This is a genomic window from Sphingomonas sp. PP-F2F-A104-K0414 (assembly GCF_004340945.1).
In the GTDB taxonomy this organism is placed as follows: Bacteria; Pseudomonadota; Alphaproteobacteria; order Sphingomonadales; family Sphingomonadaceae; genus Sphingomonas.
In genome coordinates this window covers 142,619-157,742 of sequence record NZ_SLYD01000002.1, presented here as the reverse complement: position 1 = coordinate 157,742, position 15,124 = coordinate 142,619, and the positions used below count along the sequence as shown (strand labels likewise).

Genomic DNA, 15,124 nt, shown 5'->3' with positions numbered 1-15,124 from the left:
GCGTTCGCCGCGCGATGCCACGCGGTGTTGCCCCCGGCGTCGCGCGCTCGTATCAGGCGGTTCGGGCGGCCGTGTGGGTCGCCCTCGCTGTTTGAAGGAGCTTGCCGTCGTGACCATCACCCCGCTCATGCCCGTCTACCCGCGGTGTGGCGTGCGTCCGGTCCGAGGCGAGGGCGCGTACCTCTTCGGCGAGGACGGCCAGCAATATCTCGATTTCGCCAGCGGCATCGCGGTCAACGCGCTCGGCCACGGCCACCCGCATCTGACTAAGGCGATCGCCGAACAGGCTGCGACGCTGATGCACGTGTCGAACCTGTACGGATCGCCGCAGGGCGAGCATCTCGCACAGCGGCTCGTCGACAACACGTTTGCCGACACCGTGTTCTTCACCAATTCGGGTGCGGAAGCGGTCGAGTGCGCGATCAAGACCGCGCGGCGCTATCATTTCGCCAACGGCAATCCGCAGCGTCACACGCTGATTACGTTCGACACGGCGTTCCATGGGCGGACGCTCGGCACGATCTCGGCGACCAACCAGGCGAAGATGCGCGACGGGTTCGAGCCGCTGCTGCCGGGGTTCGCTTATGCGAAGTTCAACGATCTCGAAGGCGCGCTGGCGCTGATCGACGACAACACCGCGGGCTTTCTGGTCGAGCCGATCCAGGGTGAGGGCGGTATCCGCCAGGCGACGCCTGAATTCCTGACCGGCCTGCGGAAGGCCTGCGACGAACACGGCCTGCTGCTGGTGCTCGACGAGGTCCAGTGCGGCTATGGCCGCACCGGCAAGCTCTTCGCGCACGAGCTGTACGGGATCACGCCCGACATCATGTCGGTCGCCAAGGGCATCGGCGGCGGGTTCCCGCTGGGCGCGTGCCTCGCGACCGAGGAGGCGGCCAAGGGGATGGTCGCGGGAACGCATGGCTCGACCTATGGCGGCAACCCGCTGGCCATGGCGGCGGGCGAGGCGGTGCTCGACGTGATCCTCGACGAGGGCTTTCTCGACAACGTCACGGCGATGGGCGACCGGTTGCGGCAGGGGCTCGAACAGATGATCCCCAACCACGATCACCTGTTCGACAGCGTCCGCGGTACCGGGTTGATGCTCGGGCTGAAGCTCAAGAGCGACAGCCGCGCGTTCGTCGCGTTCGCGCGCGATCACCACAATTTGCTGCTGGTATCGGCGGGCGAGAACGTCATCCGCATCTTGCCGCCGCTGGTGATCGACGAAAGCCACATCGCCGAGTGCATCGACAAACTGTCGACCGCCGCACGCGTCTACGTTCCGGCTGCCGACGATTGACTTAAATCCTCCCCGGTACGGGGAGGGGGACCATGCGAAGCATGGTGGAGGGGGCTTTCCCCGCAGCGTAGCGCCCGTGGAGGTCCCCCTCCACCCCGCTCTGCGAGCGCGGTCCCCCTCCCCGTGCCGGGGAGGATATTATGACCCGCCATTTCCTGAATCTCACCGACGCGGGCGCCGACGGCATCGCCGCGATGCTGGCCGATGCGCTCGATCGCAAGGCGGCGCGCGCCGGTTTCCCCAAGGGCCGCGCGGACTCGGATGCGCCGCTGGCCGGCCACACACTCGCGATGGTGTTTGAGAAGAATTCCACGCGCACGCGCTTCTCGTTCGACATGGCGATCCGCCAGCTCGGCGGCACCTCGATCGTTTCCGACGCAGGGTCGATGCAGCTCGGCCGCGGCGAGTCTATTGCCGACACCGCGCGCATCCTGTCGGGCTATGTCGACGCGATCATGATCCGCACCGACGATCACGCCAAGATCGAGGAGATGGCGCATTACGCCTCCGTCCCGGTCATCAACGGCCTGACCGACGCGTCGCACCCGTGCCAGATCATGGCCGACCTGCTGACGATCATCGAGAGCGGCAAGGCGCTGCCCGGTCTCAAGGTTGCGTGGCTGGGGGATGGCAACAACGTTCTTGCGTCGATCGTCGAGGCCGCCGGGCTGATGCAGTTCGACGTCGTCGCGGCGTGCCCGCAAGGGTATATGCCGACCGAAGCCGACGTGGCGCTGGGCAAGGGCCGGGCGCGTATCGTGTCGACGCCGCGCGAGGCGGTCGAGGGGGCGGACATCGTCGTCACCGACACCTGGATCTCGATGGGGCAGGCGCATGCCGAGACCAAGCTGGCGGCGCTGACTCCGTATCAGGTCGACGCCGCGCTGATGGCGCTGGCCAAGCCCGACGCCAAGTTCCTCCACTGCCTCCCCGCGCACCGCGGCGAGGAAGTGACGCCGGAGGTGATCGACGGCCCGCAGTCGCTGATCTGGCAGGAAGCGGAGAACCGCCTCCACGCGCAGAAGTCGGTCTTGCGCTGGTGCTTCGGGCAGATCGGTTGACGAACCGGCGGTAACACGCCGTTCACGCTATCCCACGCCCCATCCGTCATCCCAGCGAAAGCTGGGATCTCCCGGTTCGAGCCGCGGCACCCGCCAACGGGGATACCCCAGCTTTCGCTAGGGTGACGGATATGGGGGGGGCGGTTGAAAGCTGCCACCTCGACTGCGAAGAAACCCCAACCCCGCCCCTCGTCCGTCATCCCCGCGAAAGCTGGGATCTCCCGGTGCAAGTCGCGACGTCCACCAACGGAGATACCCCAGCTTCCGCTGGGGTGACGGAGATGGGTGGGTGACGGATGGGGGATCGGGTTGACCCGCCGCCTTCGCTCCCCATCTTCCCTCCGATGAACGACCCCAACATGACCGATCTCGACCGCGCGCTGGCCTTCGCGATCCCGGCGCGCAGTGCCCGCGGCCGGATCGTCCGGCTCGGCACCGCGCTCGACGAAGTGCTTGCCGCCCACGCCTATCCGCCTGCGATCGAAAAACTGCTCGCCGAGGCGCTGACGCTCGCCGCGCTGATCGGCTCGACGCTCAAGGACGCCAGCGGCCAGCTGACGATGCAGACCCGCACCGACAACGGCGTCGTCCAGCTGCTCGTCTGCGACTACCGCGGCGGCGAAGTGCGCGGTTACATCGAATACGACGCCGACAAGCTTGCCGAAGCCCCAGCCGAGCCATCGCTGTTCGCGCTGTTCGGCGCCGGCTATCTCGCGATCACGTTCGACATGGCGACCAGCAACGAGCGCTATCAGGGCATCGTCCCGCTCGATGGGGATACGCTGTCACAGGCCGCGCAGAGCTATTTCACGCAGTCCGAACAGATCCCGACGATGATTCGGACCGGTATGGCGAAGGGCCCGGACGGGCGCTGCGTCGCAGGTGGGCTGTTCCTCCAGCATCTTCCCGAGGGCGAGGATGGTCGCGAGCGGCTCCACACCAAGCTCGACCACCCGGAATGGGAGCATGTCGCTACGCTCGGCAACACGATCGGCGCGGACGAACTCACGAATGCGTTCCTGCCGCTGGAGACGCTGGTCTGGCGCTTGTTCAATGAAGAAGACGACGTCCGCATTCTCGCGGATATTCCGATCTCGCGCGGATGCCGCTGCGACCCTGATTATATTCAGGGGGTGATCTCCAAATTTCCCATCGAGGAGCGGCGGTCGATGGCCGACGAGAGCGGTTTCATCATCGTCGATTGCGCGTTCTGCGCGAAGAAATTTCCTGTTCCAGTCGGCGCCTGACTTGGCGGATTTTTCCCAGCAACGATAACTTAAGAAATTAACTCCCTATTCACTTATGTTGGGTATAGAAGGGACTGTGCTTTTTATTCGGCACGTTTTTTCTCCCTTGTGGCGCGGTTCGCGCCAACCTCAGGGGGCTGCCTTACCGGGCGGCCCCTTTCTTTTTGCGCGCCGCTGGCCTAGCGCATTGCGCATCATGACATCTCCTGCTCCCTTTGCGGTCGCGCTCGTTTCGGGCGGGCTCGACTCGATGGTATCCGCCGCTTTGGCGCGCGAAGCCGGCCAGCGCGTGCTCGCGCTGTCGTTCGATTATAATCAGCGCCATCGGATCGAACTCGACGCCGCCCGCCGCGTCGCCGCCGCGATCGGCGCCGAACGCCACATCGTGTTGCCGATGGATCTCTCCGCGTTTGGCGGGTCGGCACTCACCGCCGATATCGACGTGCCGAAGGATGGCGCGGGCACTGAGGATGGCGGTGGCATTCCCGTCACCTACGTGCCCGCACGCAACACCATCTTCCTCAGCCTTGCGCTGGGCTGGGCCGAGGCGGCGGGCGCGCGCGACATCTATATCGGCGTCAACGCGCTCGATTATTCGGGCTATCCCGATTGCCGCCCCGAGTTCATCGCCGCGTTCGAAGGCTTGGCCGAACTCGCCACCAAGGCTGGCGTCGAGGGCGAGCCGTTCCGTATCCAGGCGCCGCTTCAGATGATGACCAAGGCGGATATCGTCCGCGAAGGCACGCGTCTTGGCCTGGATCTCGGGCTGAGCTGGTCATGCTATGATCCGACGCCCGCCGGCGAGCATTGCGGCCTGTGTGACAGCTGCCGTCTGCGCTCCAAGGGGTTCGAGGACGCAGGCATTGCCGATCCCACCGTTTACGCCGTGCGGCCCGGATCCGGGCTGGCCTGAGCGATGAGCTACGCGGTCAAGGAGATGTTCCTCACGTTGCAGGGTGAGGGTGTGAACGCCGGCCGTCGTGCGGTGTTCGTGCGATTCGCCGGCTGCAACCTGTGGTCGGGTCGCGAACAGGACCGCGCAACCGCGGTCTGCAAGTTCTGCGATACCGAGTTCGTCGGCACCGATGGGCTGGGCGGTGGCAAGTTCGCCGATGCGCAGGCGCTCGCGGCGGCGGTCGCCGGCTTCTGGGGTGACGGCACGAACGATCGATTCGTCGTCCTGACCGGGGGCGAGCCGATGCTACAGATCGACGACGCGATCGTCGATGCGTTGCACGGCCAGGGCTTCCGGATCGCGATGGAGAGCAACGGGACGATTCGGGCGCATCCGGGTATCGACTGGGTCTGCATCAGCCCCAAGGCCGGCAGCATCGTCGTTCAGCGGACCGGCGACGAACTGAAGCTGGTCTGGCCGCAGCCGGGCACCGATATCGACGATGTCGAGACCTGGGCGTTCGCAAACCTGCTGCTCCAGCCGCTCGACGATCCGCAAGCCGACGCGAACCGCGAGGCGTGTGTGGATCTGGTCATGCAACGGCCGCAGTGGCGGCTGTCGCTGCAGACGCACAAGCTGCTGGGCCTTCGCTGATAATTTGAAGCGCGCTATGTAGGGGAATTCATTCTTTCCCTACCGTCATCCCAGCGGAAGCTGGGATGACCCCATGAGACTCTCGTCGCGCGCTCCGTGAGATACCCCAGCTTTCGCTGGGGTGACGGCAGAACGCGAGGATAAGATCATCCGGTAATTCGGGTAAGGCGGAGACGTTACCGCCCAGCGATTCCGACGCCAACCGGCGGCCAGTTCTGGGCGCCGCACTTCTTTTCGACCCACTCGCCCTTCTTGTTCCAGCAGATCGTATCGAGCCGCGGCATTGCCGCATTGCGATCGCGGCCGATGTAGCGCGGGAAGCGCTGTTCGCCCCAGGGAATCAGGCTGTTGCGCAGTTCGCGCGACCGCGCCAGCGCGACGTCGGCAAAATGCCCGCGCGGTGCGAACACCGCGTCGCGTCCGATCGAGGCTGCGGTCTGGCAGAACCCGTATTGCGCGGCGACCGTGGCGAAGCTGGAATAGGTCCGCGTACCGAACTGGTCGAGCGCGGCCTGCCCGGCGCGGAGGCCCGACGCCTTGTTCACGCGGATGAAGTATTTGGTCAGCGTATCGAACGCACCCTTCAACTCGTCGCCATGATCGGCGAGAATCGAATTATAGTTCGGCACGGTCAACAGCGTCGGCTCGAACTGGCACTGCAGGGCCGCCACGTTGAGCGCGGCGCGCATATGCCACACCAGGGCGGCACGCGTTTCCGCGGGCGTCGCACCCGGCAGGGGCTGGCCGAGATCGGCTTCGTCGCCGGTCACCGCGGCGCCGGAAAAGTCACGCGACTGCAAAAAGAACTGCGCCGACGCCGACTGCGCCACAGCGAGACCGCTCGACGCCACGCAGAGCGCGAGCGCGGTACGCAACACTTTCATTCAAACCTCCCCAGGGGCATTCCAAGTCGACGAATCTAAAGCGTTTCCGCCAAACCCCCAAGCGATTTTAACCTTTTGCCGGGATCGATTTTGCGGCCCGAATACCCCGATCCGGTATGCAAACTGTCGCATCCGAAACGACCGCGGTTTGCCGCCATTCGACGTGCGCAAACGCGCTGACCGGCATCCAGGGTCGGCGTTCCCCATCCCGTAACGATAAAGGGCCGCCCGGTTGCCCGGGCGGCCCTTCACATCGCATAATGCCGTTGAAGGTCATCCGCCGTAACGGTCAACCTTCGCGACCATTACATTGCGTTGTTGGTCATCATGGTGTCGTTCGACATCATCGTGTCGTTCGCCATCATGGTGTCGTTGGCCATCATGCCACCGTTCGACGCGCCGTCGACTGCGGTCATGTTGTCGGTCATGGTGTCCATGCCTTCAGTGGCGTTCATGTCGGTGACCATCGTGTTGTCGGTGGTCGTCTCGGTCTTCGGACCGCAAGCCGAAACGGCGAGTGCTGCGCTGGCGATCAGCGAACCGGTCAGGACCTTGGAAATGAGTGCACGCATGTGGAAGCTCCCTAGATAGAGGATTTGGCTGGCTGCTCGCCCTTAATACCCAAATCGTAGTGGACATTAATCCGATAACGCTCTGTCCTCAAGCCTCGTTTTCTTGAGGACAAGAAACTGTTTCAAGGAAAGCATCGGCCGTCAACGCCAGGGCGGCGTCGAAGGTTGCAAGGTCGGCGGAAATGCCCAGCGATTGCAGGCTGGTAACGCCGTACTCGGACAGGCCGCAGGGCACGATGCCACCAAAGTGCGACAAGTCCGGATCGACGTTTACCGAGAAGCCGTGGAGCGTCACCCAGCGTTTTACCCGCACCCCGATTGCACCGATCTTGGCTTCCCGGCCCCGATCGAGCGTCCAGATGCCGACCCGGCCATCGACCGCGAACGCCTCGACGCCGAGCTCGCCAAGCGCCGCGATCACCCAGGATTCGAGCGCGTGGACGTAACAGCGGACATCCCGTCCGCGCTTGGTCAGGTCGAGCACGACATAGCCGATCCGCTGGCCCGGCCCATGATAGGTGTATTTGCCGCCGCGTCCCGTCGGGATCACCGGGAAGCGCGCGTCGATCAGGTCGCCCGGATCCGCGCTGGTGCCCGCGGTGTAGACCGGCGGATGTTCGAGCATCCACAGCAACTCGCGCGCCCCGCCCGCGCCGACCGCAAGCGCGCGCGCCTCCATCTCCGCCAGCGCATCGGCATAAGGGGTGAGGCCGGCGCTGGTCCGCCATTCGATATCGGAGGGGAGGGGGTTCGTCACCGATCCCAATTGCGCACCGACGCTCGCACTTGCAACTCCGACGTGCGTTTCAACCATGTGGTCAAGCGCAGGGGCTTGGGCTAACCCGCGCGATACAGGAACCGGGGGAGCGTGACGCATGGTGAAGATGGGAACGGTCTGGGATCGCACGATCGAGGTGCTCAACGGGCGTACCGGCATGATCGCGCCGATCGCGGTGCTGAGCATTCTGGTGCCCAGCGTGATCCGCGACGGCTATGTCGCGTTTTCGACACCGGGGACGATGAGCTTCGCCTTGATCGGCAGCGTTCTGGCGATCGGTACGCTGGTCGCGATGCTATGGGCGCAGCTCGCGATCGTCGCGATTGCCAGCGATCCCGGCACCGATGCTGCGGCCGCGCGCCGCCAGGCCGGTGCGCGCGTACTGCCGGCGCTCGGCATCACCGCGCTGATCACGCTAATCGCCGCGCTCCTCGCCGTGCCGCCGGTAATCGTTCTGGTTCAGTCGGGCTTCGATTTCTCCGCCGCTGCCAATGGATCGAGCGTACAGATGACCCCGCCGACCGCCGGCGCCGCTGGGTTCACCGCGCTGTACGGCATCGCCTATCTCCTGCTGGCGATCTGGATCGGCGCGCGACTGGTGCTGCTCAACCCGGTGATCCTGAACGAGCGCCGCGGGATCGGTGCGATCCGTCGCTCGGTCCAGCTGACCAAGGGGCTGACGTGGCGGATCATCGGCGTGTTGATCCTTTTCGCGATCGTCATGCTCGTCTCGACCTGGGCCGCACAGTCCGTGACCGGGATCATCTTCCGGCTCGCGCTCGGCGCCGACGGGATCGCCACCGCGACCTTCCTGTCGGGGATCGCCGCGACGATCGTCACCACCGCCTTTACCGCGCTTGCCGCGGTCTTCACCGCGCAGCTCTATGTCGCCGTCAGAGAGAAATCCGTCACCCCATGAAGCTCGATTTCGCGACCGTCCTCACTGATGCCTGGAGCCTGTTCAAGCGCGACCGCGACCTGTTGCTACGGATCGCCGCGCCGTTCCTGTTCCTGCCCGCGTTCGCGCTGGCGCTGGTCGTGCCCGATCCGCCGATGCCCAACGCGGCGGCGGGCGATAACGAGGCGCAGGCGATGGTCTGGGCCGATGCGGTGCAGACCTGGGCGGCGGCACATGGCGGCTGGTACCTGCTCGCTTACGTCATGAGCTTCTTCGGTACGTCGCTGTTCTACGCGCTGTATCTCGACCGCGATCAGCTCGACCTGCGGCAGGCGCTGACGCGCTGCCTACGGATATTCCCGCGCTTCCTGCTGGCGATGGTGATCGTGTCGCTGCCGGCGGGGGCGGGGCTGTTGCTGTACGCGGTCCCCGGTCTCTACATCCTCGGCCGGACGATGCTGACCGGCCCGGCGCTGTTCGCCGAAGCCCCGCTCGGCGCATTGGGAGCGATCCGCCGCAGCTTTACGCTCAGCCGAGGCTCGGGATTGCCGCTGATGGGACTGGCCGCGTTCAGCTACATCAGCGGCTGGCTCGTCGGCGCGCCGTTCATGATGCTCGACAAGGCGCTGCGTGAAGCGGGCGAACCCAACCCGGTCGCGCTCGCGATCGTCGATGCGGGTGCTGCGGTGGCCGCAATGGCGGCGGGTATAGCCATGGCTCTGATCGCAATCTCCGCCTACCGCCGCTTGGCGCGGTAGGGCGCACCAACGGAAGAAAAGCACCACCCCGGCGGAGGCCGGGGCCCAGTTGGAAAGGTCGCAGTGATCGGGCGCACCGCTCAGTTAGCAACGTCCCCCAACTGGACCCCGGCCTCTGCCGGGGAGGTGGCTGAGGTCTAGTCGCGCTTCTCCAGATAAGGGATCTGCGGCGCAGTCTCCGGCGGCAACAATCCCGAAGCCCGAGGATCGGGAAACGTCTCGATCGTCCGCTTCACTGCAACGAACCCCTGCGCCCGATAAAAGCCCAGCGCACTCGGGTGATCGAGCGTGCAGGTATGCAGCCAGACCCGCTCCACCCCTTTGGCCCAGGCCCGCGCGCAAGCCTCCGCCATCAGCCACCGCCCGTGACCTTGCCCGGCGAGCTCCGGGATCAACCCGAAATACGAAATCTCGCACGCACCCGTCGCGCGAAAATCGAGTTCGAGCATCCCGACCTCGATGCCCGCTGGATCGAGCACCGCGTACACCGCGATGCCGGGGTCGTGGACGATAGAGGTCAGCACGTCGTCCGCCATCACCAGCCGCGAGAACCACAGCCACGGACTTCCCACCCGCCGAAACAACGCACGGTATTTCTCCAGCGCCGGTCCCTCCCACCGCACCAACCGCAACCGCGACCCCGGGCTCGGCCGCAGCGGCGGCCGCTTGCGCATCTCCAGCGTCGTGACGATCGTCGCGAGGACGTCGTCGGCAACCGGGATCAGCGCCATCTCAAGACCACACCGCGCGTGGTGGCAGGCTCATCAGGATCGCGTCGATGTTGCCACCGGTCTTCAGCCCGAACAAAGTCCCACGGTCGTAGACGAGGTTGAACTCGGCATAGCGCCCGCGCCATTCCAGCATCCGTGCCTCGTCGGCCGCAGTGAACGGCGTATCCATCCGCCGCCGCACGATCCGCGGATACGCATCCAGAAACGCCTCGCCGACATCGCGCGTGAACGCGAAGTTGGTCTCGAAATCGCCATCGAGATGATCGAAGAAAATCCCACCGACACCACGTCCGACCTTCCGGTGCGGGATGTAGAAATAGGTCTCCGCCCATTCCTTGAACCGGGGGTAGTGCGCCGGATCATGCGCGTCGCACGCCGCCTTCATCGTCGCGTGGAAGTCCGCCGTGTCCTCCTCGATAGGCAAGGGCGGGTTGAGATCGCCGCCGCCGCCGAACCAGCGCTTGGTGGTGTTGAGGAAGCGACAGTTCATGTGCACCGCGGGGACGTGCGGGTTGGTCATGTGCGCGACCAGGCTGATCCCGGTCGCGAAGAACCGCGGGTCCTCGCCCGCACCATGGATCGACTTGGCGAACTCGCCTTCGAACGTGCCGCCGACGGTCGAGACGTTGACGCCGACCTTCTCGAACACGCGGCCCTTCATGACGCCCATCACGCCACCGCCGCCCGGCTCGCCCGAGGGATCGACGCGGTTCCACGGGGTGTACTCAAACGATGCGTCGGAGCCTGCCTCGCGCTCGATCGTCTCGAACTCCGCGCAGATGCGATCGCGCAGGGATTCGAACCAGGTTCGGGCGGCGGCTTGCTGGGGGTCGAGTTCGATCATGCGGGCGTCTCTACCAAATCCTCCCCGGAACGGGGAGGGGGACCGTTCGGCTACTTGGCCGAAGGGTGGAGGGGGACTTCCACGAGCGTTACAGTTGTCGGACGGAAGCGGGGCGTTTGCGGTGAGCCCCCTCCACCATGCTTCGCACGGTCCCCGTCCCCGTGCCGGGGAGGATTAGCTCGGCCAGCCGCCCGTCTGCCGCAAAGCCTCCGCCGCGACGATCCCCGTCGCCACGGAAATATTCATCGACCGCAACCCAGGCCGCATCGGAATCAGCACGCGCACATCGGCCCGCGCATGCACCTCCTCCGGCACGCCGGCCCCCTCGCTCCCCATCAACAACACGTCATCCTCGCGAAACTCGGCAACATCCAGCCGCACCGCGCCCTTGGTGGTCAGCAGCACGATCCGCCCGCGTACCTGCGCCAGGAACGTGTCCCAATCGACATGCCGCACCACGTCGACCACGCCGACATAATCCATCCCCGAGCGCGCGACGGCCTTGTCGCTCCAAGTGAATCCCATCGGTTCGATCAGGTCGACGCCGATCCCCATGCACGCGGCAGTGCGGAGAATGGCGCCGACATTTCCGGCGATGTCGGGCTGATAGAGGGCAATACGCATACCGGATCCCCTAGCGCGCCGAGCGCCGCACGGTAACCCAAAGCAAAATGCAGTTGGCAAACCGTCGCCCCGCCGTCTATCAAAGCGCAGCCTCCGTGGGGACGGTCGGATGGATTGGGGATATGGTTTCGCGAAACCGAAAGCCTAGTCCGTCACGAAAAAAATAACGTGCAAGGGCGAGATGAATGGCGACAGTCGACGACATGGTTCCTCCCGGCGAATCGCCAGAGCCGTTTCACGAAGAGGCCCATGACCCTCGCCGCCGTGATTTCATCAATATCGCAGCCGTTTCCTTCGCCGGGGTCGGCGCGGTCGCGATCGTCCTGCCGCTGATCAACCAGATGAACCCGAGCGCCGACGTGCTCGCGCAGTCGACCACCGAGATCGACCTCTCGAAGATTCTGCCCGGCCAGGCGATCAAGACGTCGTTCCGCAAACAGCCTTTGTTCGTCCGCAACCTGACGCCAAAGGAAATTTCGGAAGCCGACGCGGTCGATATCTCGACGCTGCGCGATCCGCAGACGCTCGAACAGCGCACCAAGGCGGGTAAGAAGAACTGGCTGATCACGCTGGGCGTCTGCACGCATCTCGGCTGCGTCCCGCTCGGCGCCGGCGAGGGTGAAAACAAAGGGCCGTTCGGCGGCTATTTCTGCCCGTGCCACGGCTCGGCCTACGACACCGCCGCGCGCATCCGCAAAGGCCCCGCTCCGTCGAACCTCCACGTTCCGGACTATGCCTTCAACTCCGACACCGTCGTCACGGTAGGCTGAGGAACGACCATGAGCTTTCCCTGGGCCAAGCAATACGAACCGAAGCTGCCGCTGACGCGGTGGCTGGATGAGCGGCTTCCCGTTCCCCGGCTCGTCTACAATTCACTCGGCGGCGGCTATCCCGTCCCGCGCAACCTCAATTACTTCTGGAACTTCGGCGTCCTCGCCGGCGCCGCGCTGGCAATCCAGATCATCACCGGCATCGTGCTGGCGATGCACTACGCCGCCAACGGCGCGGTCGCATTCGACTCGGTCGAGAGCATCATGCGCGACGTCAATGCGGGCTGGTTCCTGCGCTATGCGCACGCCAACGGCGCCTCGATGTTCTTCATCGTCGTCTACACGCACATCTTCCGCGGGCTCTATTACGGCTCGTACAAGGCGCCGCGCGAGATGGTGTGGCTGCTCGGCGTCGTCATCTTCCTGCTGATGATGGCGACCGCCTTCATGGGCTACGTGCTGCCCTGGGGCCAGATGAGCTTCTGGGGCGCGCAGGTCATCACCGGGTTCTTCTCGGCGATCCCGCTCGTCGGCGACACCATCCGCATATGGCTGCTCGGCGGATTCGCGCCGGACAACGCCGCGCTCAACCGCTTCTTCTCGCTGCATTACCTACTGCCGTTCGTGATCGCGGGTGTCATCATCCTGCACATCTGGGCGCTGCACATCCCGGGGTCGAACAACCCGACCGGCGTCGACGTGAAGGGCGAGCAGGACACCGTCCCGTTCCATCCGTACTACACCGCCAAGGACGGCTTCGGGCTCGGCATCTTCATGCTGATCTTCGCCAGCCTGCTGTTCTTCTTCCCGAACTATCTTGGCCACCCGGACAACTACATCCCGGCGAACCCGCTTTCGACGCCCGCGCACATCGTGCCCGAATGGTATTTCTGGCCGTTCTACGCGATCCTGCGCGCCTTCACTGCGGACTTCATCCTGCCGGCCAAGCTCTGGGGCGTGCTGGCGATGTTCGGCTCGATCCTGCTGCTGTTCTTCCTGCCCTGGCTCGACAGCTCGCCGGTCCGCTCGATGAACTATCGTCCCAAGGCGCGGATCGCGTTCTGGGTGCTGGTCGCGGACATCTTCGTGCTCGGCTATTGCGGTGGCGCTCCGGCCAACGCGTTCTACGTGATCCTCAGCCAGATCTGCGCGGCGTATTATTTCGCGCATTTCCTGATCATCCTGCCGATCATCTCGCGCTCCGAGCGTCCACGGCCGCTGCCCAACTCGATCACCGAGGCCGTGCTGAGCAAGCACGGCGGCACCAGCCCGGCCAAAACCGCGCTCGCGCACTGATACGAACTAGAGGACACACACATGGTTCGTCTCATCGCCTCCATCGTCGGCGCGGCCTTCGTGCTGGTGCTCGGCATCGCGCTCTTCGGCAGCGTGGCGGGGGTCATCACCGACCCCGTCGCGCCGACCGCGGAGAGCGTCGCGCACAAGCACCCGAAGGAGCTCGAGCTCGCTTCCAACGGCGTGTTCGGCAAGTTCGACCGTCGCCAGCTCCAGCGCGGGTTCCAGGTCTACAAGGAAGTCTGCTCGGCCTGCCATTCGCTGCGGCTGGTGTCGTTCCGCGACCTGACCAAGATCGGCTATACCGACCCCGAGGTTAAGGCGATCGCCAACCAGTGGGTGATCGAGCAGCCGTCGATCAACCCGGAGACGGGTGAGCCGGCGACGCGCAAGAACATCCCGTCGGATCGTTTCCCGTCGCCGTTCGCCAACGAGATCGCCGCGCGCGCCGCGAACAACAACGCGCTGCCGCCTGATCTTTCGCTGATCACCAAGGCGCGCGAGGACGGCACCGCGTATGTCCACTCCCTGCTGACCGGCTACACGACGCAGCCGGCCGCGCTGCTGAAGGAATTCCCGGACATTAAAACGCCGGCGGGTCTGCACTACAACCCGTATTTCGCGAACCTCAACATCGCGATGCCGCCGCCGCTGACGTCGGATGGCCAGGTGACCTACGCCGACGGCACCAAGCCGACGATGGAGCAGATGTCGACCGACGTCTCCGCGTTCCTGACCTGGACCGCAGAGCCCAACCTCGAGGCACGCCATGCCGCCGGGTTCGCGTCGATCATCTTCATCCTGATCTTCTGCGGCCTAGCCTGGGGCGCGTACCAAAACGTCTGGCGCGACGTTAAGCATTGATGACGGCCCGGCTCCCGCGGTAAGGGCGCACGGATAAAGGGAGCGGCGGACGGGCAGGGTGCCTTGTCCGCCGCTTTCGTTTTGGCCGTAGCGCAGCGCCGCAACACGGCCGCCGCTTCTTGCGGAGAAGGGAACGTCCATGTCCGAGACCAACGAGCGCAACGCCGATCTGAAGGCGCTGATCCGCACCATCCCGGACTTCCCCAAGCCCGGCATCCAGTTCCGCGACATCACGACGTTGCTGCTCGACCCGAACGGCTGGGCGACCGCGATCGAGCGGATGGTCGAAGCAGTCTCCGGCCCGGTCGACCTGGTCGCTGGTATCGAAGCCCGGGGCTTCCTCTTCGCCGCCGCGCTCGCCGCACCGCTCAAGGCCGGCGTCCTGCTGATCCGCAAGGACGGCAGCTCCCCGGTGCGACCATCGCCGAGGACTACGCACTCGAATACGGCACCGACCGCATCGCGATCCACGCCGACGCCTTCGCGCCCGGCGCGCGCGTCCTACTGGTCGACGACCTGATCGCCACCGGCGGCACCGCCCGCGCCGCGGTCCGCCTGCTCCACAAGGCCGGCGCGGTGGTTACGCAAGCGCAGTTCCTGGTCGACTTGCCGGACCTTGGCGGCGCAGACGCGCTCCGCACCGACGGCATCGAAGCAACCGCCCTGATTCACTTCCCCGGCCACTGACGCGCGCTTGCCTGCGCACGCTACCTGATGCAGGTCACCTGATAGTGGTCACTCGTTCCCTAATACGGCACCACCCCGGCGTAGGCCGGGGCCCAATTGGGAAACATTGCTGACGAATGACCGCGCGCCGTTACCTCTTTCATCGCAATTGGACCCCGCCCTTCGCCGGGGGGGTAGTGAGGTAGCGGTTTGCTTCATGACTTGATCGCCGCGTGCGTGAGGGAACGGTAAGGGGACAACGTCCTGGTCCGCACAGGCTCA

General features: G+C 65.2%; 16 protein-coding genes and 1 pseudogene. 11 read left to right on the top strand and 6 right to left on the bottom strand.

Annotation, left to right across the window (positions count from 1 at the left end):
- Positions 1-109 precede the first annotated feature (109 nt).
- From C8J46_RS04935 to queE, 5 genes are all read left to right on the top strand, one after another.
- Entirely contained in the window at positions 110-1,300 is a 1,191-nt protein-coding gene (locus C8J46_RS04935) for an aspartate aminotransferase family protein (RefSeq protein ID WP_132735749.1), read from the top strand.
- A 140-nt stretch (positions 1,301-1,440) separates the two neighbouring features.
- Positions 1,441-2,361, top strand: coding sequence for an ornithine carbamoyltransferase (argF, locus tag C8J46_RS04930; protein WP_132735747.1), 921 nt, complete (start codon positions 1,441-1,443; stop codon positions 2,359-2,361).
- A gap of 344 nt (positions 2,362-2,705) precedes the next feature.
- Positions 2,706-3,608 (top strand): Hsp33 family molecular chaperone HslO, encoded by a 903-nt coding sequence (locus tag C8J46_RS04925; protein WP_132735744.1) that lies wholly within the window; start codon positions 2,706-2,708, stop codon positions 3,606-3,608.
- A 196-nt stretch (positions 3,609-3,804) separates the two neighbouring features.
- On the top strand, positions 3,805-4,521 hold the full coding sequence (queC, locus tag C8J46_RS04920) for a 7-cyano-7-deazaguanine synthase QueC (RefSeq protein ID WP_132735741.1): 717 nt from the start codon (positions 3,805-3,807) through the stop codon (positions 4,519-4,521).
- A gap of 3 nt (positions 4,522-4,524) precedes the next feature.
- Positions 4,525-5,157 (top strand): 7-carboxy-7-deazaguanine synthase, encoded by a 633-nt coding sequence (queE, locus tag C8J46_RS04915; RefSeq protein ID WP_132735738.1) that lies wholly within the window; start codon positions 4,525-4,527, stop codon positions 5,155-5,157.
- Between the two features lie 176 nt (positions 5,158-5,333).
- On the opposite strand, the gene C8J46_RS04910 is transcribed toward queE, so the two are convergent.
- The 3 genes from C8J46_RS04910 to lipB form a co-directional block, all read right to left on the bottom strand.
- A complete protein-coding gene (locus C8J46_RS04910) occupies positions 5,334-6,041 on the bottom strand; it encodes a hypothetical protein (protein WP_132735736.1) in 708 nt (235 codons plus the stop codon).
- Between the two features lie 305 nt (positions 6,042-6,346).
- Positions 6,347-6,613 carry a hypothetical protein gene (locus C8J46_RS04905; protein WP_055881015.1) on the bottom strand — a complete coding sequence of 89 codons (267 nt, stop codon included), beginning with the start codon at positions 6,611-6,613 and terminating at the stop codon, positions 6,347-6,349.
- A gap of 88 nt (positions 6,614-6,701) precedes the next feature.
- The gene (gene lipB, locus C8J46_RS04900) at positions 6,702-7,370 is read right to left on the bottom strand and encodes a lipoyl(octanoyl) transferase LipB (protein ID WP_279388890.1); all 669 of its coding nucleotides are present in this window, start codon (positions 7,368-7,370) and stop codon (positions 6,702-6,704) included.
- Between the two features lie 118 nt (positions 7,371-7,488).
- Here lipB and C8J46_RS04895 point away from each other — a divergent pair, with 118 nt between their 5' ends.
- Together C8J46_RS04895 and C8J46_RS04890 are read left to right on the top strand one after the other, a co-directional pair.
- Entirely contained in the window at positions 7,489-8,310 is an 822-nt protein-coding gene (locus tag C8J46_RS04895; RefSeq protein ID WP_132735731.1) for a glycerophosphoryl diester phosphodiesterase membrane domain-containing protein, read from the top strand.
- The gene (locus tag C8J46_RS04890) at positions 8,307-9,047 is read left to right on the top strand and encodes a hypothetical protein (protein WP_132735728.1); all 741 of its coding nucleotides are present in this window, start codon (positions 8,307-8,309) and stop codon (positions 9,045-9,047) included. Before C8J46_RS04895 ends, C8J46_RS04890 begins: the two co-directional genes overlap by 4 nt.
- 137 nt (positions 9,048-9,184) lie before the next feature.
- Here C8J46_RS04890 and C8J46_RS04885 read toward each other — a convergent pair whose 3' ends face one another.
- The 3 genes from C8J46_RS04885 to C8J46_RS04875 form a co-directional block, all read right to left on the bottom strand.
- Positions 9,185-9,778 (bottom strand): GNAT family N-acetyltransferase, encoded by a 594-nt coding sequence (locus C8J46_RS04885; protein WP_132735726.1) that lies wholly within the window; start codon positions 9,776-9,778, stop codon positions 9,185-9,187.
- A gap of 1 nt (position 9,779) precedes the next feature.
- Positions 9,780-10,622 (bottom strand): oxygen-dependent coproporphyrinogen oxidase, encoded by an 843-nt coding sequence (gene hemF, locus C8J46_RS04880; RefSeq protein WP_132735723.1) that lies wholly within the window; start codon positions 10,620-10,622, stop codon positions 9,780-9,782.
- A gap of 174 nt (positions 10,623-10,796) precedes the next feature.
- Positions 10,797-11,246, bottom strand: coding sequence for a tRNA (cytidine(34)-2'-O)-methyltransferase (locus C8J46_RS04875; RefSeq protein WP_132735720.1), 450 nt, complete (start codon positions 11,244-11,246; stop codon positions 10,797-10,799).
- A 203-nt stretch (positions 11,247-11,449) separates the two neighbouring features.
- Between C8J46_RS04875 and petA the strand changes: the two genes are divergently transcribed.
- From petA to C8J46_RS04855, 4 genes and pseudogenes are all read left to right on the top strand, one after another.
- Positions 11,450-12,016, top strand: a complete 567-nt coding sequence (petA, locus tag C8J46_RS04870) for a ubiquinol-cytochrome c reductase iron-sulfur subunit (RefSeq protein WP_056489394.1) — start codon at positions 11,450-11,452, stop codon at positions 12,014-12,016.
- Positions 12,017-12,025: 9 nt separating this feature from the next.
- Positions 12,026-13,312: a cytochrome b N-terminal domain-containing protein gene (locus C8J46_RS04865; RefSeq protein ID WP_132735718.1), complete on the top strand. Its 1,287-nt coding sequence runs from the start codon at positions 12,026-12,028 to the stop codon at positions 13,310-13,312.
- A 21-nt stretch (positions 13,313-13,333) separates the two neighbouring features.
- Positions 13,334-14,176, top strand: a complete 843-nt coding sequence (locus tag C8J46_RS04860; RefSeq protein WP_132735715.1) for a cytochrome c1 — start codon at positions 13,334-13,336, stop codon at positions 14,174-14,176.
- 139 nt (positions 14,177-14,315) lie between these two features.
- Positions 14,316-14,863 (top strand): annotated as a pseudogene (locus C8J46_RS04855) (adenine phosphoribosyltransferase).
- Positions 14,864-15,124 lie beyond the last annotated feature (261 nt).